Source organism: Streptomyces sp. NPDC060209, from assembly GCF_042728155.1.
Classification (GTDB): domain Bacteria; phylum Actinomycetota; class Actinomycetes; order Streptomycetales; family Streptomycetaceae; genus Streptomyces.
In genome coordinates this window covers 1-19,638 of the sequence record NZ_JBHWZS010000017.1, presented here as the reverse complement: position 1 = coordinate 19,638, position 19,638 = coordinate 1, and the positions used below count along the sequence as shown (strand labels likewise).

Annotated in this window: 12 protein-coding genes and 1 pseudogene; 6 read left to right on the top strand and 7 right to left on the bottom strand. The window is 69.6% G+C overall.

The features are described from left to right. Positions 1 to 64: 64 nt before the first annotated feature. The gene (locus tag ACFWFI_RS05780; protein WP_387385926.1) at positions 65 to 1,219 is read right to left on the bottom strand and encodes a M20 family metallopeptidase; all 1,155 of its coding nucleotides are present in this window, start codon (positions 1,217 to 1,219) and stop codon (positions 65 to 67) included. A 32-nt stretch (positions 1,220 to 1,251) separates the two neighbouring features. After that, positions 1,252 to 2,802 (bottom strand): AbgT family transporter, encoded by a 1,551-nt coding sequence (locus ACFWFI_RS05775; RefSeq protein WP_387385924.1) that lies wholly within the window; start codon positions 2,800 to 2,802, stop codon positions 1,252 to 1,254. Positions 2,803 to 2,917: 115 nt separating this feature from the next. On the opposite strand from ACFWFI_RS05775, the gene ACFWFI_RS05770 reads away from it, so the two are divergent. The 5 genes from ACFWFI_RS05770 (at position 2,918) to ACFWFI_RS05750 (ending at position 10,036) form a co-directional block, all read left to right on the top strand. Further along, positions 2,918 to 3,961 (top strand): Lrp/AsnC family transcriptional regulator, encoded by a 1,044-nt coding sequence (locus tag ACFWFI_RS05770; protein WP_387385922.1) that lies wholly within the window; start codon positions 2,918 to 2,920, stop codon positions 3,959 to 3,961. 443 nt (positions 3,962 to 4,404) lie between these two features. After that, on the top strand, positions 4,405 to 5,817 hold the full coding sequence (locus ACFWFI_RS05765) for a family 2B encapsulin nanocompartment shell protein (protein ID WP_387385920.1): 1,413 nt from the start codon (positions 4,405 to 4,407) through the stop codon (positions 5,815 to 5,817). A gap of 106 nt (positions 5,818 to 5,923) precedes the next feature. Next, the gene (locus tag ACFWFI_RS05760; protein WP_387385918.1) at positions 5,924 to 7,234 is read left to right on the top strand and encodes a family 2 encapsulin nanocompartment cargo protein terpene cyclase; all 1,311 of its coding nucleotides are present in this window, start codon (positions 5,924 to 5,926) and stop codon (positions 7,232 to 7,234) included. A 16-nt stretch (positions 7,235 to 7,250) separates the two neighbouring features. Then, the gene (locus tag ACFWFI_RS05755; protein ID WP_387385916.1) at positions 7,251 to 8,132 is read left to right on the top strand and encodes a geranyl diphosphate 2-C-methyltransferase; all 882 of its coding nucleotides are present in this window, start codon (positions 7,251 to 7,253) and stop codon (positions 8,130 to 8,132) included. A gap of 704 nt (positions 8,133 to 8,836) precedes the next feature. Continuing rightward, positions 8,837 to 10,036: a PP2C family protein-serine/threonine phosphatase gene (locus ACFWFI_RS05750; RefSeq protein WP_387385914.1), complete on the top strand. Its 1,200-nt coding sequence runs from the start codon at positions 8,837 to 8,839 to the stop codon at positions 10,034 to 10,036. A 141-nt stretch (positions 10,037 to 10,177) separates the two neighbouring features. Here ACFWFI_RS05750 and ACFWFI_RS05745 read toward each other — a convergent pair whose 3' ends face one another. The 3 genes from ACFWFI_RS05745 to ACFWFI_RS05735 all read right to left on the bottom strand — a co-directional run bounded on the left by ACFWFI_RS05745 (position 10,178) and on the right by ACFWFI_RS05735 (position 14,204). Further along, positions 10,178 to 12,421 carry a serine/threonine-protein kinase gene (locus ACFWFI_RS05745; protein ID WP_387385912.1) on the bottom strand — a complete coding sequence of 748 codons (2,244 nt, stop codon included), beginning with the start codon at positions 12,419 to 12,421 and terminating at the stop codon, positions 10,178 to 10,180. Between the two features lie 270 nt (positions 12,422 to 12,691). Beyond that, a complete protein-coding gene (locus ACFWFI_RS05740) occupies positions 12,692 to 13,387 on the bottom strand; it encodes an NIPSNAP family protein (RefSeq protein WP_387385910.1) in 696 nt (231 codons plus the stop codon). A gap of 376 nt (positions 13,388 to 13,763) precedes the next feature. Beyond that, positions 13,764 to 14,204, bottom strand: a complete 441-nt coding sequence (locus ACFWFI_RS05735; RefSeq protein WP_387385907.1) for an ATP-binding protein — start codon at positions 14,202 to 14,204, stop codon at positions 13,764 to 13,766. Positions 14,205 to 14,753: 549 nt separating this feature from the next. On the opposite strand from ACFWFI_RS05735, the gene ACFWFI_RS05730 reads away from it, so the two are divergent. Then, entirely contained in the window at positions 14,754 to 17,534 is a 2,781-nt protein-coding gene (locus ACFWFI_RS05730; RefSeq protein WP_387385905.1) for a glycosyl hydrolase, read from the top strand. Between the two features lie 327 nt (positions 17,535 to 17,861). Here ACFWFI_RS05730 and ACFWFI_RS05725 read toward each other — a convergent pair whose 3' ends face one another. After that, a complete protein-coding gene (locus ACFWFI_RS05725; protein WP_387385903.1) occupies positions 17,862 to 18,944 on the bottom strand; it encodes a glycosyltransferase family 4 protein in 1,083 nt (360 codons plus the stop codon). Positions 18,945 to 19,133: 189 nt separating this feature from the next. Continuing rightward, a pseudogene (locus ACFWFI_RS05720) lies at positions 19,134 to 19,638 on the bottom strand (DNA repair protein RecN); the annotation flags it as partial.

Here is a 19,638-nt window from a genome sequence, read left to right as displayed (position 1 = left end):
CTGATGTGGGCAGGAGGCGGGCGCCCGTCGGTTTCCTTGGACTCGACGCGTGTCCGGAGAGGCGTCAGACGGCTGGCGCGGCCATCCGGTGCAGGAGACCCGCCACGAGCGCGACCCGGTCGGGGATGTCGTCGACAATCACGTGCTCGTGGCGCGCGTGGGGGCCCGCGCCGCTGCAGCCGAGCCCGTCGAGGACCGGCACGCCCAGCGCGGCGATGAAGTTCGCGTCGCTGCCACCGCCGACGCTGATCGGCTCGAGGGGCCCGCGCAGTTCGGTGGCGACCTCGTCGGCCAGGCCGAACAGCGCCTCGCTCGCCGGGGTCAGGCGCATCGCCGGGCGGTTCCACTCCCCGCCGACCTGCACCTCGACGCGCGGATCGCTGGGCCGGAGCGCGGCCAGGACCTCGTCGACGCGGTCGGCTTCGTCCTGCCTGCTGATGCGGACGTCGACAAGGCAGTGCGCTCGGCCCGCGACGACGTTACGGGCGGTGCCGCCGTCGAAGGTGCCGATGTTGATCGTGGTCCCGGCATCGGGGTCCGCCGCCGCGACGAGCCGGGTGACCAGCTCGGCGAGCGCGTGGACCGCGCTGGCGCCGGCCGCGGGGTCGTTGCCCGCGTGGGACTCGATGCCGGTGGTGGTGATGTTGAAGGTGCCTACGCCCTTGCGCTCGGTCTTGGCGTCCCAGCCGATTCCCGGTTCGAGTACCAGCGCCGCCGCACAGTCGCGAGCCGCGTCTTCGATGAGGGATCGCGACTTCGGGCTGCCGAGCTCCTCGTCACCGGTGAACACGAACGTGACAGTCGGATGCGGCAGCCCAAGGGCGCGCAGGGCCCGCAGTGCCCAGACTCCCGTGACGAGCCCGGCCTTCATGTCGTAGACACCCGGCCCCCTGGCCGTCCCGCTCTCCACGGTGAAGGGCCACTCGGCCAGCGTGCCCGCCGGCCACACCGTGTCGTAGTGGCAGATCAGGAGCACCGGCTTCCCCGGGGTGCCGGGATAGGTCGCCGTCAGCACATCACCGTGCTCCGCCTGCTCGTGGCGGATCCATTCGGCCGGCGGGCCGAGCCGGTCCTCGACCCAGGACCTGATCGAGGCGGCGGCGGTGTCCAGCAACGCCTTGTCGGTGCTGGGTGACTCGAGGCCGACGAGCGCCGACAGATCGGCGAGAAGGTCGTCGAGGTGGGTTCGGGTCCAGGCGGACAACGGCTTCGCGGGCATCGGGTGCGCCAATCTGTGTGTGGGTGAGGGATCTATCGGACGGGGACGCCGGGGCCGAGCGGTATGCCCAGGGCGTACCAGGCGAGGAACATCGCCAGCCATACGACGAGGTTGACCGCGGCCAGCGGCAGGACCAGGGACATCAACGTGCCGATCCCCGCGGACGGCCGGTAGCGGCGGATGAACCCCAGCGCGATGACGAAGTACGGGCTCATCGGGCTGAGACTGTTGGTGGGCGCGTCTGCGATACGGAACAGCGCCTGGGTGGTCTCCGGCCGGATGCTCAGCAGCATCAGCATCGGCACCAGGACCGGTGCGACCAGGGACCACATCGCCGAGCCGCTGGTGAGGAACAGGTTGAGCAGACTGATCAGCAGCACCGCGCCGACGAAGATCACGACAGGTTGCGCGCCGAGCGAGTCGAGCACCCGGGCGCCGGTGATCGCGATGACCTGTCCGAGGTTGGTCCACTTGAAGTAGCCGAGGAACTGCGAGACCGCGAAGAACAGCACGAGGACCGGGACCAGTTCGCGCAGCCCTCGTCCCATCAGGTCCGGGATGTCCTGCGCGGCGGTGATGGTGCGCACGGTCAGCCCGTACACGATGCCGATGACCATGAAGAACACCATGAGCACCACGGCGACGTTGTCGAGGAGCGGCGATTCCACGATGGAGCCGCCGTCGCCGCGCAGGGGCGAGCCGGCGGGCAGCATCGCGAGGGCCACTGCGGCCACGTACAGCGCTCCGGCGGCGATTGCCCGGCGTACACCCTTGCGCTCGTCGGCGGACAGGGTCATGTCGGGCAGCTCGTCGACGTCGGTCAGCTCCGGCTCGGTGGCGTTCATCGCGGCGACCCGGCGCGCGACGACGGCTTCGGTGACGAACGTGATCACGACCGCGAGCAACAGGCAGGACGCTGCGGAGAAGTACCAGTTCGACACCGGGGTGACCGAGTAGGACGGGTCGATGGTGTGCGCCGCCGAGGTGGTCAGGCCGGCGAAGATCGCGTCGGATCCTTCGATCACCGGGCTGACGCTGCTCGCGCCGCCCACGGCCACGTACGACACGACGGCGCCGATGACCGGGCTGCGGCCCACCGCGCGGAACGCGATCATGCCGAGCGGGATCATCACCACGAACGCGGCATCTCCGGCCACGTGGGAGAACATGCTGGTCAGTGCCACGGCGAAGGTCACCATTTTCGCCGGGACCCGGGCGAGCGCGGCGCGCATCAGCGCGGGGAGCAGACCCGTGCCGTCCGCGATCGCGACGCCGAGCATGACCACGACGATCAGCCCCAGCGGCGGGAAGTTCACGAAGTTCGTGATCAGGTCGCCGAGGACCATCTTCACGCCGGCGTCGGACACGATGCTCTTGACCCCGATGACCTTGCCGTCGGCAGGTGAGACCACCGAGACATCGAGCGTGGCGAGCAGCCAGCTCGCCGCCACTATCAGCCCGCTCAGGATCACGAACAGCCAGAACGGGTGCGGAAGTTTGTTCCCCGCCCGGTCCACGAAGTCCAGCACACGCAGGATCACCGTCGTCGGCGAGCGCCGTCGTTTCGTCGTCACCTCGGTCATGAGAGCCTCCCGCTGCTGATCAGTGGCGATATGGCTCGCCATCAGACAGCGTGATGATTCTTTGTGTCAAGCATTAAATGCCAAACGACAGAATCGTTCTGTGTAGGCTATGTGCATGCAAGAGATGGAGCACGGGCTCGACGACGCGGACCTCGACCTGGTGGCTGCGCTGCAGATCGCGCCCCGAACGCCGCTGAATACGGTCGCCGACATCCTGGGCACCTCGGCCAGCACGGCGGGGCGGCGCATCCAGCGGCTGCAGCAGCTCGGGCTCCTGCGCTTCATCGGCACCGTGCACTGGTCGATCCTCACCACCGGCAATCCCTACGTGGTGTGGATCAAGTGCCGGCCGGGCGCCACGGCCGACGTCGCGGCGGCCATTCAGAAGGTGCCGCAGGCCCAGTCGCTCATCACCACCACCGGCGACTCGGACATCTACTGCACTCTCTATCCCCTGCCCGGCACGGACACGCGCCGCCTGCTGACCCGGACGCTGCCCGAGATCCCCGGCATCGCGTCCATCCAGTCGCACCTGGTACTGCGCTCCGCCCGCGAAGCGTTCACCTGGCGACTCGACCGGCTCACCGCCCGGCAGACGGAGGAGCTGCGTCGGCATGCCGACGCCCTCCCCGATGCGGCCGCCAGCACCGTCGGGCCCCTCAACGAGATCGAGTTCCGGACGCTCCAGCTGCTGGTCGAGGACAGCCGGATCTCCGCGGCACAGGTCGCCCGCGAACTCGACGTCAGCCGGTCCACCGCCTACCGGACGATCCAGTCGCTCCTGGAATCAGGTGCTGTCCACCCTCGGGTGGAGATCGAACCGGCCGTCCTCGGGTTCCCGATCACCGCGCTGTTCACCCTCGACGTCCAGCCGCGGCATATCCCCGCCGTGCTGACCTCACTCGGTGAGCACTCCTGCGCTCGGTTCACCGTCATGACCGCCGGTCCGGCCTCGATCCTCCACCACGGCGTGTTCACCGACGAGGACCACCTGTCCAGATTCGTCACCGACGACCTCGGCGCACTCCCCGGTCTCAACGGCCTCAACACCTTGATCGCCCTGTCCGTCCTGCGTCGCCAATGGATCGACCGCGACGACGACTTCGTACTGGGACACCGGGCCCACGACATCCTGTCGCCGAACCACCACACCCGATAGCGAGGCCGATTCCCGCCTCCTCTCCATCGACGTAGGCGAGTTCGGGAACGCCGGACGACTGATCGGTCCGAGGCCGCCTCATGTGGAGCGGCGCACCCGTGGCACCAAGTCCATGGGCCGCAATCACCAGGGGCCCTCTACTCAGCGGCATGAAGTACGGCGATCCGGCGCGGTGCGGCCGGCCGTGGACCGTCGCGCGGACTTCCGCTCACCAGGACGCCGCCAGTCGCGGCTGAATCACGTCGGTACCCGGACAAACATCCTGCGGACGCGATCATCGTATCGAGTTAATGTCAGCGACTTCCCTTGGTCCAGGGGGCGAAGAGGCCACTAGTGTTCCTCTACATCTGGACGGGTTCCCGTTCACATACCCCCTTTCGCTCCTTCTGCCCGATGGCGTCCATATACGCGCGTCACCGCCCTGACCAAGGAGAGCTCGCCCGATGACTGTTGACTCGAGCCCGGAAGCACAGCTGGAGCTGCCCCGGCAGTCCAGCCTGGGCACGGCGGCTGCCCGCAACCTCGCCACCACGACCAAGTCCGCACCGCAGATGCAGGAGATCACCTCCCGCTGGCTGCTGCGCATGCTCCCCTGGGTGGAGACCCAGGGCGGGGCCTACCGGGTGAACCGTCGCCTGAGCTATACCGTCGGCGACGGGAGTGTGGAGTTCGTCCAGGACGGCGCGAACGTGCGGGTGATTCCCCGCGAACTAGGTGAACTGGCCCTGCTGCGCGGCTTCGACGACGTGGAGGTGCTGACTGCCATCGCCGACCGGTGCGTACAACACGACTTCCGCATCGGCGAGACGCTGGTGGAGCGCGGGACGCCCGCGGACAAGCTCTACCTGATCGCCCACGGTCGCATCGGCCAGACCTCCGTCGGCAGTTACGGCGACGAGGTCGTCCTGGACGTACTCGCCGATGGCGACCGGTTCGGAGAGAACGTTCTGCTGGACGAGGACGCCCGGTGGGAGCACACCGCCACCGCCGAGACCTCGGGCACGCTGCTCACCCTGTCGCGCTCCGACTTCGCGGCCGTGCTGTCCGCGGCTCCGGGCCTCCGGGGCCACCTCGAAGAGTTCTCCTCGCTCTCCCGCCGGCGTCAGAACCATCGCGGTGAGGCGGAGATCGCGATGTCGGCCGGCCACATCGGCGAGCACGAACTGCCCGGCGCCTTCGTCGACTACGAGCTGAAACCCCGCGAGTACGAACTCTCGGTCGCCCAGACCATTCTGCGGATCCACACGAGGGTCGCCGACCTCTACAACGGGCCCATGGACCAGACCAAGGAGCAGCTCAGGCTCACCATCGAGGCGCTGCGCGAGCGCCAGGAGCACGAGCTGATCAACAACAGGGAGTTCGGCCTGCTCCACAACGCCGACTTCAAGCAGCGCATCCAGACTCATTCCGGACCGCCGACCCCGGACGACATGGACGAGCTGCTCTGTCGACGCCGCGGCACCAAGTTCTTCCTCGCGAACCCGCGGACCATCGCGGCCATCGGACGTGAGTTCAACTCGCGTGGGATCTGTCCGGACCACGTCGACCTCGGCGGTCAGCAGGTCCCGGCCTGGCGCGGGGTCCCCATCCTCCCCTGCAACAAGATCCCCGTGACGAAGGAGAAGACCAGCTCGATCCTTGCCATGCGTACCGGCGAAGAGAACCAGGGCGTCATCGGTCTGCACCAGACCGGACTGCCGGACGAGTACGAACCCGGCCTGTCGGTCCGCTTCATGGGCCTCGACGAGAAGGCGATCACGTCCTACCTCGTCAGTACCTACTACTCCGCCGCCATCCTCGTGCCGGACGCGGTCGGCGTGATGGAGAACGTTCAGATCGCCCGCTGGCCCAGGTAGCGGGCCCAGCCCGCAAGGCACGGTGCGACACCCCGGGAGCCTTCCGGGCGGACGCGCGTGCCCGGAGGGCTTCGGGACAGCGACCCACCCCACCAAGGAGCCATGGATGCCCGCGCCTGAGCTGCCACCGCCACAGTCGAGCCTGCCGGAGGCCGTATCCCACTTCGGGGCGCACGTACTCGCCTCCGCCCCTGACCGCGCCTGCGATATCAAGGCCGTAACCGGCGGCCCGGCCTACGCGCCCTCCCTGCCCGCCCCGCCCACGATCTCCGTATCCGCCCCGCCTGCCCTCGGTATCCCGGCCGCCGAGGTGCCGGCGCCGGCCCCCCACCTGGATCGGATCCTGCGCGGCCCCAGCGGCCTGGGCACGGCGGGCCTGCGCCTGATCCTGCGGGAGGAGCCGCCGCAGCCCTCGCACCCGCCGGCGGGTGCGGAGGAAGGCAGGCCCGTCCCGGGCCTCTACCACCACCCGGTGCCCGAGCCCGACCCGGCGCGGGTCGAGGAGGTCAGCAGGAGGATCAAGTCCTGGGCGTTGGACGAGGTCACCCTGTATCCGGAGGACTGGGAGGAGCAGTTCGACGGCTTCTCCGTGGGCCGCTACATGGTCGGCTGCCATCCGGACGCGCCCACCGTCGACCACCTGATGCTCGCCACCCGCTTGATGGTGGCCGAGAACGCGGTGGACGACTGCTACTGCGAGGACCACGGAGGCTCGCCCGTCGGCCTCGGCGAACGTCTTCTGCTGGCGCACACAGCCCTCGACCCCCTGTACACGACGGAGGAGTACCAGCCGCAGTGGGCGAAGTCGCTCCATGCGGACGCGCCTCGGCGTGCCTACCGCTCCGCCATGGAGTACTTCGTCGAGGCGGCCAGCCCTTCGCAGGCGGACCGGTTGCGGCACGACATGGCGCGGCTCCACATGGGGTACCTCGCCGAGGCGGCCTGGGCCCAGCTGGATCACGTCCCGGAGGTGTGGGAGTACCTGGCGATGCGCCAGTTCAACAACTTCCGCCCCTGCCCGACCATCACCGACACCGTCGGCGGCTACGAACTGCCGGCGGACCTGCACGCCCAGGCCGCCATGCAGAAGGTCATCGCTCTCGCGGGGAACGCGACGACCATCGTGAACGACCTGTACTCGTACACCAAGGAACTCGACTCTCCCGGCCAGCACCTGAACCTGCCCGTGGTGATCGCCGAACGTGAGGGCCTCTCCGACCGGGACGCCTATCTGAAGTCGGTCGAGGTCCACAACGACCTCATGCACGACTTCGAGACCGAAGCCTCGGCCCTGGCCGCCGCCTGTCCCGCCCCGAACGTGAGCCGCTTCCTGCGAGGAGTGGCCGCTTGGGTCGACGGCAACCACCACTGGCACCAGTCCAACACCTATCGCTACAGCCTGCCCGATTTCTGGTAAGAGAATGGAATCATCCGTGACCAACACCGAGCTCACCGCCACCTCCACGCCCCTGCGCATCCCCCGCCCGGCATCGCCCTACCAGGGGGATATCGCCCGCTACTGGGATGGAGAGGCCAGGCCCGTGAACCTGCGTCTCGGCGATGTCGACGGTCTCTACCACCACCACTACGGCATCGGTGAAGTCGACCACGCCGCACTCGGCGACCCCGAGGACAGCGCGAGCGAGAAGAAGCTGATCGCCGAGCTCCACCGACTGGAGTCGGCGCAGGCCGAGTTCCTCCTGGGGCACCTCGGGGACATCGGATCTGACGACACGCTGGTGGACGCCGGCTGTGGCCGCGGCGGCTCGATGGTGATGGCGCACCAGCGCTTCGGATGCAAGGTCGAAGGTGTCACGCTGTCGGCCAAGCAGGCCGACTTCGCCAACGGCCGTGCTCGCGAACTCCGTATCCAGGAGCACGTCCGCGCCCGCGTCTGCAACATGCTCGCCACGCCCTTCGAGACCGGGTCGGCCGCGGCATCGTGGAACAACGAGTCGAGCATGTACGTCGACCTGCACGACCTCTTCGCCGAACACTCCCGCATGCTCAAGGTCGGCGGTCGCTACGTGACCATCACCGGCTGCTGGAACCCGCGGTACGGCCAGCCCTCGAAGTGGGTCTCGCAGATCAACGCGCACTTCGAGTGCAACATCCACTCGCGCCGGGAGTACCTGCGTGCCATGGCCGACAATCGCCTCGTGCCGCAGGCCGTCGTCGACCTCACCCCCGACACTCTTCCCTACTGGGAGCTGCGGGCCACGTCTTCGCTCGTCACGGGAATCGAGGACGCGTTCATCAACTCCTACAAGGACGGGTCGTTCCAGTACCTCCTCATCGCGGCGGACCGCGTCTGACCTTCTGCTGACCGGGAGGGCCCGGCTCCGGCGGAACGGGCTCTCCCTGCGACGATGCGGCATCGAAGCTGGGCGCGTGGCGAATGCGGCCATTTACGGGCCGTGCAGAGGAAGACCGGTCCAGCATCAGGCATTCGACCGCACCGTGAAGTAAATGACGTCTGCGCGGAGTCATTCGTCGCACACTTCGGCCCGAGGCCGGTGACTGCGGCGGTGAACGCCCCCGCGCCCCCACTCAGTGCACCGGTGACGGGTCGTGGCCCCGTTCCGCCGGAACGGAGGAGGGGGCGCGGGGGCTATCGCGTTCACCGGCGGTGACCGTGGGCGCAATTCCGGCACGGTTGCCGCCCTTTGCGGCCCGGACACACACACGAGGTTCGGCGAGAGGCCGTTTCCGGCTCGCCCACATCCAGCTGCCCCTCCTCGCCGGCCTCCCGCCGTACGGGACGGCTCATGCGGCCGTCGCAGACACGGGCCCCCGTCCCACTTTGCGCGGCCCGACCCCGCGACCTCGGCGATCCGCTCGCAGCCCATCGGAACGGAGCCCGAGGCGGGCCGGCACGGAGCGGATGCACAAGGCGCGAGCGCAGCCTCGTGATCAGCGTGGCGAGAGCGGCTGTGAGGGCCGCGCCGTGCGTGACGGACGTACGGGTGAGGTTGACGAAAACCGGGGAATAAGTGGCGACAGACGATGGGAGGTTGCCATGGATGGCAGAGATCTGGAACTTGGCGAGCTTCTGGCCGCAGCGGAGTCCGCGCCGCCCGGGGAGTCCGTCGGCGTGGTCGCGCACGATCTGCGCAAGCGCTTCGGAGCGGAATGTGTGTCGTTCCTCTTCGTCGATCTCATGGAGCAGCGGCTGCTGCGCCTGACCGCGCCCGCCGAGGGAGATATGGCGGACGCTGCGGAACCGATCGACTTGCAGGGCAGTATTTACGACACGGTCCTCCGCCGCCAGCACCAGCACGTGGAACCGGATGGTCAGGGCGGACGGCGCGTGATCTCGCCGGTGAGCAATCGCGGCGACTGCATCGGTCTGCTGGAGGTGACACTGCAGTACGCCGATGACGCCGTGCTCGGGCAGATCAGCGACGCAGCCCATGCGCTGGCTTACATCATCGTCACGGACAGGCGCTTCACGGACCTGTACCACGCCGGCCGCCGCACCACTCGGACCAGCCTGGCCGCCGAGATCCAGCATCAGCTGCTGCCTTCGGCCTCCTGCTGCGAGGCTCCCCAGTTCACCCTTGCCGCAGGTCTTGTCCCGGCCGACGACATCGGCGGCGACACCTACGACTACACCCTCGACCGGGACACCCTGCACCTGTCCATCACCGATGCCATGGGCCACGACACCGACTCCGCCCTGCTGGCCACGTTGGTCACGGGTGCGTTGCGCGGAGCCCGCCGCACAGGCTGCGACGCGCTCAATCAGGCCCATCGCGCTCACGAGGCCCTGCTGCGCCACGGTCGTGGGCTGGCCACCGGACAGCTGTTGTGCATCCGCCTCGAGACGGGCACCTGCGAACTGGTCAACGCGGGACATCCCTGGCCTCTGCGCCTGCGGGACGGTGCTGCCGAAGCCGAGGAGGTCCAGCTCGCCGTCAATCTGCCGTTCGGCGTCGCAGCGCCCACCTCCTACCGGCTCCAGAAGCTTCAGTTGCAACCCGGCGACCGCCTGGTCCTGCTCACTGACGGCATGCAGGAACGCGGTGCCGCGGCTGTAGATCTGGCCGCTCTCGTGAGCGAGACCCGTGCCTCGCACCCCAGGGAGGCCGTCCGGACGCTGACCACAGCGGTACTGGATGCCTGCCGGGGCAACCTCAACGACGACGCCACTGTCCTCATCCTGGACTGGCACGGCCCCGAAGGGGTCACTCCACGGGGTACTCGCGCAGCGCGATGACCTGCTCCCCGCTGCGTCAGGCCCAGAAACGCTACGGGCGCCACACTCACACGAGGTGCGCCCCAACTGCGTATGCCACCGAGTGAGCCGCTGCGGTATGGGCACGGCGAGGAAGGCGGGCGGCGTCCGGTGCCGCCGGAGTCAGCCCGACTTCGGCGGCTTCTGCGCGTCGAAGGCGAAGAGAGTGTTGTTGGCCGCGGCCACGACCACCGCACGCCCCGCGACGGTCACGCGCGGGCTTGCGCCCTGCTCGCCCGTCAGACCATCGGCCCGCGGATCTGTTGACCACAGGGGTTTGCCACCGGACGGCGACAGCGCGACCACCCGGCCGGTGGCCGAGCTGAAATACAGCGCGTCGGCTCCCGCGACAGGACCCGACGCACCTTCCACGCCCGTCTGCCGCGACCACTTCTTCCGGCCGGTCACGGGGTCGAGCGCCGTGACGAGGCCGGTCTGCCCGCTCACGTAGACGGTGCCGTCCGCCATGCCGGGCGTGCCCGCGTATGTCTTGGCCAGTCGGGAGTACGTGACCTTCCGCGAGGTCGGGTCGACCCGCGCTACCCCGTCGTACCCGGCCAGCGCCGTTCCTTCCATGTGCACCTGAAGGAGTACGAGCCTGCCGTCGGCGACGCCCATCGGCACGGCGGGGCCGTTGACCGCGATGGGTTTGCCCAGTGTCCCCGAGGCGCGGTCGACCGTGTACAGGGTGGGGTGGCGCACCTCTGAGGCATCCACCTCCAGACCCGTCGCGCACATCGCGAAGAGCTGTGGGCCAACCGGGACGGGAGCGCACTGTTTACCAGCGGGGAACGACGTCGTCCAGGTGACCTCACCGCTGTGCGCGTCCCGGGCCTCGAAGCGGGAGGTGGAAGCGTCGACCGTGACGACGGCGGAGCCGAACACAATGGCATCCTGACTCCGACCCGTGACGGCCATCGACTGGGCGCCGGACGGCACGGACCACAGCTCCCGGCCGTTTTTCGCGTCGATGGCCACCACTTCGCTGGGGGGATCCTGCGGTGCGTCCTCGGCGGCGAAGCGGTAACCGAGCACCGTGTCGTCGGTGGCGCCGACCATGTGCATGCCCTGGACGGGGACGCCCGGGCTCTTCGCCGTCCATACCCGCGAGCCGTCCAGGGCCTTGATACGGGTCGCAACAACACCGCCGCCCCCGCAGAACAGCGCGTCGCCGCGCGCGACGCAACGCAGCTCGTCGGGGATGTCCTCGCGACCGCCCTGCACGGTCTTGCGCCACGGCTCGAAGCCGTCCGGAAGTGTGGCACCGGGGGCCGCGACACTGTTGCCCTTGTCGCCGCCGCCGTGCCCGCCGAAGCCGCCGGCCTGCATCGCGGCGACTCCCCCGCCGATCGCTGCCACCGCGACCGCGGCCGCGAGCACCGGACGCCATCGGCGACGCAGACGGCGGCCGATGAGGGTGCCGGTGCTCCCTGTGCCGGGACCCGCCGGGGCGGTGGTCGGGGCATTCGGCGCCGGGGTGGCCGGTGCCGCGAAGTGATGCTGGGTGATCATGTCGCGGGTGCGGCCCGCGCCAACCTCGTTCGCGTCGGTCCCACCGAGGTCGGCCGGCAGGTCCCGCAGCAGCACGAGGAGTTCGTCGGCCGAGGGTCGCCCCTCGGGCTCCTTGTCCAGGCACGACTCGACGACCGCGCGCAAAGCCCCCGGCACTGCACCCAGCGACGGCTCCTCGTGCACCACCTGATACGCCGTCATGTATGGGCTGTCCGCGTCGAAGGGCCCGTGGCCCGTCGCCGAGTACACCAGCAGCGTCCCCAGGGAGAAGACATCGGACCGCGGCCCCACACCACGCGGCGCCTGCAACTGCTCCGGCGACATGAAGGGCGGCGTTCCGATGACCCGCCCCGTCATCGTCAGCGTCTGCTGGTCCACGGCGCGCGAAATGCCGAAGTCGATGACGCGCGGGCCCTCGGGCGAGAGCACGACGTTCGACGGCTTCAGGTCACGGTGGACGACCCCCACCCGGTGGATGTCGCGCAGCGCCTCCGCCAGTCCGATGGCAAGCCTCCTGAGCTCCGCTCCGTTCAGCGGGCCCTTCGTCGCGATGCGCTGGGCAAGCGTCTGCCCCTCGATATAGGTCGTCGCCATCCAGGGCCGCTCGGCCTCAGGGGCAGCGTCGACCACGGCGGCGGTGAACGCACCGCTCACCCGTCTCGCGGCCGCCACCTCCTGCTGGAAACGGATGCGGAACTCGTCGTCCCCCGCGAACTGCTGGTGGATCAGTTTGATCGCGACAGGTCGCCCCGAGCTCGTACGGGCCAGGAAGACCGTGCCCATGCCACCCGAGCCGAGCCGCGCCTCAAGCGGATAGCCGCCGATCTCGGCTGGATCATCTCCGCGCAGCGACACTTCCCGACCTCCCGTCCCCCGTGCACCTCTGCCGCCACGGGCCTGTTTACCTGTCCTGCGTACAAACTAGCCGCAAGGCAGTACGGCAGAGCAAAGCGGGTGACGAACATGGGGCCCAGGGCCGCTCCCGAACCGCACACGATGAAGCCCTGCCGCGAGAAACACGGGTAGCTGTCTGTGGCGCAGGCCGGATCATTCGGCGGGTGTACCCAGCAGCTGATCCCATGGTCGTGGTGCGCCGGACTCAGGCCGGTCCGATGGATCGGCGCATCACGTCAGAGGCGAGCCCGGGATCGGCCAAGCGATCGCCGAGGTCGCGCGATCAATGAGTTCAGGCGCACCGGGCGGCGGCCAGGTGCCTTCTGCGTAGAGTTCCCGCCGGATGCGCACGCGTTCGTCGAGGCCGCTGAAGGGCCATACATGCACGATGCGTTCGGGGCCGTCGAGTGCGTACATCACGACCGAGACCGGGTCGACCGGGTCACGCTTCGGGAGTGCTCTGCGCCAGCCCTCGATCGTCCCAGGCAGACCGCCGGGAACGAGCGTGTAGTCACGGATCTCGTACACAGGCCCTAGCGCTCCCACCTCCACCTTCGGCATCATCGGCAACCCGGCGAAACTGGCGACATCGATGCCGGTGACCTCACCGGTCCCCGAGAGTGGATGCCCACCCAGCCGCATGGCGTGACGAGCGGCCAGGAGAGATTCCTCGTCCGCGAACGACCGCAAGACCCAGATGCGTCCGAGTTCGCCGTTCTCCGATGTCCACCCGCCGAGCCAGCGTCCACCGTCGCCCGGGTCCTCCGCCCACGCACGCACGGCATCGGCGACGCGCACGCCGTTCACAAGCGCGCTGGCGACCGTCGTCCACTCGTACCGGACCGCTCGCTGTTCCGTGGATACATCCTCGGAGGTGATGGGCGCTTCCCGCATCATCCCGCCTCTCTCTCGATCCGGCAGTCCCATCGCGGCACGACCGCACAACACAACGTACGGCAGGCTGCCGATGTCTCCAGGTTCATCGGCTGCCGGGAGCGTCCACCGAGTTTGCAGGTGTGGTGCCGTGGTGGGCCAGACAGGCTGTGATCGTCACGGTACCTGCGAAGCAGGAGGTATCCGCGGGGTGGGGGCCTGTCCCCGGAGCGGCAGGCGGCGAACCCGTATACCGGCCGCAGGAGCTCGGTGTGCCGCAGGCCAGGCACTCCGGCCTTCGCAGATGGTCCACCAGGTAGTACGCGTATGCCTTCTGTGCGCCCGAGCCGTCATGGCCGCGCAGGAACCGGTCCGTCTCGGCGTGGAGGGTGCCCTCCGGCCGGAAGCTCCGGGTCTCTTCCGCCCGGACTCAGCTGACGTCCCCGCCATGCCGAGGCTTCGGAGCGCCCGGTGGTACGAAGCACGCGGTGACGGTCTTGCCCGACGCCTGCGGATGCGTGGCCCAGCCGTCGGCGAGCGCGTCGACGATGGCCAGTCCGCGCCCCCCGGTCGTCGTGAGGTCTTCGGGCTGCTTGGCGGGGGGCAGGGGATCGGAGTCGTGGACACTCACGTGCAGGCAGTGGCTGTCCCAGGTGAGAACCAGCTGGGCGTCGCTGTGCGCGTGCACGTGCGCGTTGGTGATCAGCTCGGAGACACTGAGCAGTATCGCGTCCACCACTTCGGGGGCGTCGTTGGTCCACTCCAGGGACGCCAGGTGCTCCCGCGTCCACCGGCGGCCGGCCCGCACCCCTTGCGACACCGGAAACGATTGCGCCCATCCCATCGCGCGCAGCGACGTGTCCTTCGCCATCGGCTCTCCCTCACTCCGCTCTCCTCACTCCCCTACCCCCGGCATGGCCGCGGCCATCCTGTTCGTCATCGCTTTCCTGGTCGACGCGGCAGGCATCACCGCCAACGACGCGCTCGCGACGCAGGAGTGCGATCGCCTCGGGACATCTTCCGAAGTGCCGCTCCGTCAAGGCACGCAGCACGACCGCCGACGTCCTGACGCCGGTCTCGTCGGGACCGGCCGCGCTGATCACCTTGTGCAACAGGTCGCCGCTCTCCCGCACCGGGCTCCAGCAGTTGCTCCACCACCCGGCCGCAAGGGCGCATACGCACTCAAGGGCGGGAAGCGCCATCCGGTCCGTACGGGTACCCGCGCCCTCACAACCTGGCCACGGCGCGCCTCCCGGCACCCTTCCCCCGGTCAAGTCTCGAATGCATGGCGACTTTGCGTTACGCCCAACTCCCCACCGTGTCAGCTCTATTGACACTTACGTTTCAAAGGTTTTACGTTCCGTGGCACATGAGAGCGCTCTCAGGCGCTCTCTGTCCCCCACGTGACGAGGTGCTGCCCATGCAAGCCTCCCTCTCCAGACCCGCAGCGGCGACGATCCTGGCCATCGCCCTGGCAGCCGTGGGACTGGGACCTGCCGCGTCCCCGGCGGCGGCCGCCACCATCCCCGCAGGTTCCGGCAGCTACACCGACAGCCGGCCCGCCGGTACCTCCGGCCCCACCACCAACACCGGCGCCCCCGTCACGCCCAAGGTCACGGCGTCGGCGAAGGGCAAGCCGGTCCCCACCAACGACTGGTGGTCCTCTCTCGCCTACCAGCGGTACGGCGACAATCCGTACTCCACCCCGATGTACGGACACCCGCTGACCTACCAGGCCACCTCCGGCGGACTGGAGGTCGGCTACCCGACCACGCCCGCGGTCGTCGGGGAGGGCCGCCAGTACGAGTACGCCCACAAGGCCGACCTCACCGTCGGACTCAACGGCCTCAACTCCCCGGACACCAAGGCCGACGACTGGTCCGACTGGACCGTCACCCCCTACTGGTCGGACGGCACCCGCACCCTGCGCACGACCATCGGGCACGGCATGCCCTTCGTGTACGCCAAGGGCTCCGGCGGTGACGCCCGGATCACCACGGCCGGCACCCCGACCGTCTTCGCGGACAACGGCAACGTCCTCGGCATCACGGTCGCCGGCCACCACTACGCGCTGTTCGCCCCGACCGGCAGCGACTGGAACGTCTCCGGCACGGCGATCACCGCCGGGCTCGGCGGCAAGGACTACTTCTCGCTCGCCGTGCTGCCGTCCACGGACGCTCTCGCGACCTACCGGAAGTACGCCTTCAGCTTCGTCACCGGATCCAAGGTGGCCTGGGAGTCCACCGGCGGCACGGTCAAGGCCACCTACAGCCTGACCACGGAGGCCAAGGAGGGCACCGAACGCGGCACGCTCCAGGCGCTGTACCGCCACCAGTGGCTGCACACCTCCGACGCGCTCACGCCGTACACGTACGTCTCCCCGCGCGGCACCATGAAGGTGCGGGAGTCCGCCTCCTTCACCACCAGCCAGAAGAACCAGGGCGTGGTGCCCGCCCTGCCCGCGTCCAGCGGGGTCGACAAGGCCCGGCTGACCGGATACCTGAACGAGGTGGCGAACGCCTCCGACCCGTTCTCCGGGGCCAGTGACACCTACTGGACCGGCAAGGCGCTCGGCCGCCTCGCCCAGTTGGTGCCCGTCGCCGACCAGATCGGCCAGACGGGCATCCGGGACAAGCTCCTCGGCCTGATGAAGGGCCGGCTGCAGGAGTGGTTCACGGCGGGCGGGGCCAGCGAGTTCAGCTACGACAAGGACTGGAAGACGCTCACCGGCTACCCGGCCTCGTACGGCAGCGACACCGAGCTCAACGACCACCACTTCCACTACAGCTACTACGTGTACGCGGCGGCGATCGTCGCCCAGTACGACCAGGCGTGGGCCGCCGACTCCGCCTGGGGCACCATGGTCAAGACCCTGGTGCGGGACTCGGCCAACCCCAGCCGCACGGACACCGCGTACCCGTTCCTGCGCGGCTTCGACGTGTACGCGGGCCACAGCTGGGCCTCCGGCCACCAGGGCTTCGCGGCGGGCAACAACCAGGAGTCCTCCTCGGAGTCCATCAACCTCAGCGCGGGCCTCGTCCTGTGGGGTGCGGCGACGGGTGACACCGGGCTGCGCGACCTCGGCAGCTACCTGCTGACCACCGAGTCGGAAGCGATCACGCAGTACTGGTTCGACGCCGACCAGCAGGTCTTCCCGGGCTCCTTCGGGCACGACACGGTCGGCATGGTGTGGGGCAGCGGCGGCGCGTACTCCACCTGGTGGACCGCGAACCCGGAGGAGATCCACGGCATCAACGTCCTCCCTGTCACCGGCGGTTCACTGCACCTGGCCCGCGAGAAGGCCGCCGTCAAGCGCAACATCGCCGAGATGGAGCGGGAGAACGGCGGGCCGGCCGTCGAGTGGCGCGACCTCCTGTGGCAGTTCGAGTCGCTGGCCGATCCTGCGGCGGCGAAGGCCAAGTGGGACGCGGGCAACGCGGGCTACACCCCGGAGCAGGGCGAGTCCAAGGCGCACACGTACCACTGGATCACCACGCTCGACACCCTGGGCGCACCCGATCTGACGGTCAGCGGGAACATCCCGACGTCCGCAGTGTTCGCCAAGAACGGCGTCCGCACCTACGCCGCTCACAACTACGACTCCACCGCCCGCACCGTCACCTTCTCCGACGGCGCGACCCTCTCCGTCCCGGCCCGCTCCACGGCCACCGGCACGGGCACCGGCGGCGGCGACCCGGATCCCGAGGAGCCGGGTCCGTCCACCGGCAACACCTTCCGGCTGAAGTCCGGCGGCACCCTCACCACCGCAACGGACGGCGCGGCCGGAGCCGACACGCTGGCCTCGGCCGACGGCGTCAACCGGGACGGTACGCCGTACAAGCCGGCGGTCTACGAGATCAAGAAGGTCGACGGGACGCTCGCGGCGGGCACGTCCACCGCCTTCCGCCTACGGGTCGACGCGGGGACGAAGGTGGGTCTCGCCCCACAGGTCAGGATCAGTTACGACCTCACCGGCGACGGCACCTTCGACCGCACCGAGACCTTCCGCTACTTCGCGACCGACCCGGTCACGGGGTGGGAGGAATACACCCAGGCCGCGGGCACCGCAGCGGTGGCCGGAAGCCTGGGCGACCTCAAGGGCGGCACGGTCCGCCTGGAGATCTGGAACGCGCTGGGCAACGCCACCTCCCAGGTGCAGACCGGCACGGACGCGGCGGTCGTGAAGATCCCGTACGTCTAGGGCCTCTCGTCTGGATCTTGCCGGGCTCGCGTGCCCTGGTGCCGCACCTCGCCGCGTTGTCGGCGGAGGAGGGAGGCATGCCTCCCTCCTCCGCCTTGCGATCCACGGCACCGGACCCCGCTCACTGATCCGGCCCGATCCGGCCTGATCCAAACGAAAGAGCCTAAGGGCTGCCCCGTAATGCCCGGTGGATCAGCGCGCGGCGTCGGATGCGGTGCATCGCAAGGCGGAGGGGCGTCCTCATACTGGGCGTATTCGGGCGATCCGACAACACGGCGAGGTGCCGTAGCTGTCGTCGTGCGCCCGCCGGGGATTACGGGATAGCCCTTAGGCGCGGCCGGCGACCGTCAGGGGCTGAGCCAACTCGTCGTACACGGACAGCACATGGGCGATCGTGTCGTCCTCGGTCGGCCAGCCCGCCGCCTGCGCGCGGCCCGAGTCGGCGAGCAACTGCCGCTGCCCGGGGTCACCGAGGAGCCGTACGACGGCGCCGGCCAGCGCCTCGGCATCTCCGTACGGCACCAACTCTGCTGCCTCGCCGACGAGTTCATGCAGTCCGTCGGCATGGGCCGCGACCAGCGGGATACCGAGCCGAAGGGCCTCCCGGGCGAGCAGCGGCCCGCTCTCCCCCCGGCCCGACAGTACGGCGATGTCGGCGGCCGCGAGGAGTTCACCGATGTCGTCCGAGCCGCCGGCGAGGACGACCGGCAGCCCCTCCGCCGCGATCCGGCGCCGCAGGGCACCGGCCCGGTTCCCCTCCCCCACGACGGCAAGCAGGGGCGCGGGGTCCAGCGCGCGCCACTCGCGCGCCGCGTCCAGCAGCGTGTCGTGACCGTGCTGAGCCACCGACACAAGCAACGGCCTTCCGACCGCGCCCAGTTCGGCGCGGGCCTTGCCGTCGTCGGGGGCGGCGGCGAAACGGCTCGCGGGGATCGCGGCCGGCGCGAGCCGTGCGTCCCTGGCGCCTCGGCGGCGTGCCCGGTCGACCAGCTCCCAGGAGGTGCCCAGCACGACGGCGGCCGCGCGGGCGGCCCGTCGCTCCAGCATCCGCAGCAGACGGCCGCGGGCGCCCTCGGCATGGGCGCGGGTGTGCCAGGTCACGACCAGCGGGGTGCCACGGCCGCTGAGCGCGATCCCGGCGCGCACGGCGGCATGCAGGCCGTGGGCGTGGACGATGTCCGCCCCGGTGCAGGCGGTGCGCAGGGCCGCGACGGCCGCGGGGTCGCTGCGCCGGGGCACCGCGACGAAGCGGGCGCCCGTCGCGGGAAGTCCGTGGGCGCGGCCCGAACCGGCCGGGGCGCAGACGGTGACCTGCACGCCTCTGGCGACCAGCCCCGCGGCGAGCGAGCTGACATGAGCGCTGCTTCCGGCGCCGCCGCCCAGGACTTGGACCGTACGCAGCTGTGACACGTTGATCGGCTCCCGGGGCTCCCGAGTCGGTGATATGTACAGCGCCAAGGATGCCAGTCCGTACGCACGTTCCGGGACTGACGAAACGTTGTTCCCCTCCTCGTGGCGACAGCGGGACGGCCCGCCCCACCCGTACGAGTGAGGCGAGCGGCACGAAATTGACGTTCGCGGGTCGCTGAGGGCCAGCCCTCAGCCGTCGGCCCGTGCGGTCTCCAGCAGTTCCTCGGCGTGCGCCCGGGCGGTCTCCGAGTCCTCCTGCCCTGCGAGCATCCGGGAGAGCTCCCGCACCCGGTCCTCGCCTTCCAGGACCGTGACGCCGCTCCTGGTCACCGATCCGTCCACGGTCTTCTCGACCAGCAGCTGCCTGTCGGCGAAGGCCGCCACCTGTGGCAGGTGGGTGACCACGACGACCTGCGCGGACCTGGCGAGCTTCGCCAGCCGCCGGCCGACCTCGACGGCCGCCTTGCCGCCGACACCGGCGTCGACCTCGTCGAAGAGATAGGTCGGCACCGGGTCGGAGCCCGCGAAGACCACCTCGACGGCGAGCATCACCCGGGACAGCTCTCCGCCCGAGGCGCCCTTGGCGATCGGCCGGGGCTGAGCACCGGGGTGCGGCGCCAGCAGGAGCTCCACCTCGTCGGCGCCGGACGGACCGTAGAGCACGCTCCGGCCGCCGATGTCGATGCCGGACGCC

Coding starts and splice junctions, on each gene's coding strand:
- ACFWFI_RS05735 (WP_387385907.1), bottom strand. CDS start 14,204: ATGGCGAAGGACACGTCGCTGCGCGCGATGGGATGGGCGCAATCGTTT.
- ACFWFI_RS05775 (WP_387385924.1), bottom strand. CDS start 2,802: ATGACCGAGGTGACGACGAAACGACGGCGCTCGCCGACGACGGTGATC.
- ACFWFI_RS05730 (WP_387385905.1), top strand. CDS start 14,754: ATGCAAGCCTCCCTCTCCAGACCCGCAGCGGCGACGATCCTGGCCATC.
- ACFWFI_RS05770 (WP_387385922.1), top strand. CDS start 2,918: ATGCAAGAGATGGAGCACGGGCTCGACGACGCGGACCTCGACCTGGTG.
- ACFWFI_RS05740 (WP_387385910.1), bottom strand. CDS start 13,387: ATGGGACTGCCGGATCGAGAGAGAGGCGGGATGATGCGGGAAGCGCCC.
- ACFWFI_RS05750 (WP_387385914.1), top strand. CDS start 8,837: ATGGATGGCAGAGATCTGGAACTTGGCGAGCTTCTGGCCGCAGCGGAG.
- ACFWFI_RS05780 (WP_387385926.1), bottom strand. CDS start 1,219: ATGCCCGCGAAGCCGTTGTCCGCCTGGACCCGAACCCACCTCGACGAC.
- ACFWFI_RS05765 (WP_387385920.1), top strand. CDS start 4,405: ATGACTGTTGACTCGAGCCCGGAAGCACAGCTGGAGCTGCCCCGGCAG.
- ACFWFI_RS05760 (WP_387385918.1), top strand. CDS start 5,924: ATGCCCGCGCCTGAGCTGCCACCGCCACAGTCGAGCCTGCCGGAGGCC.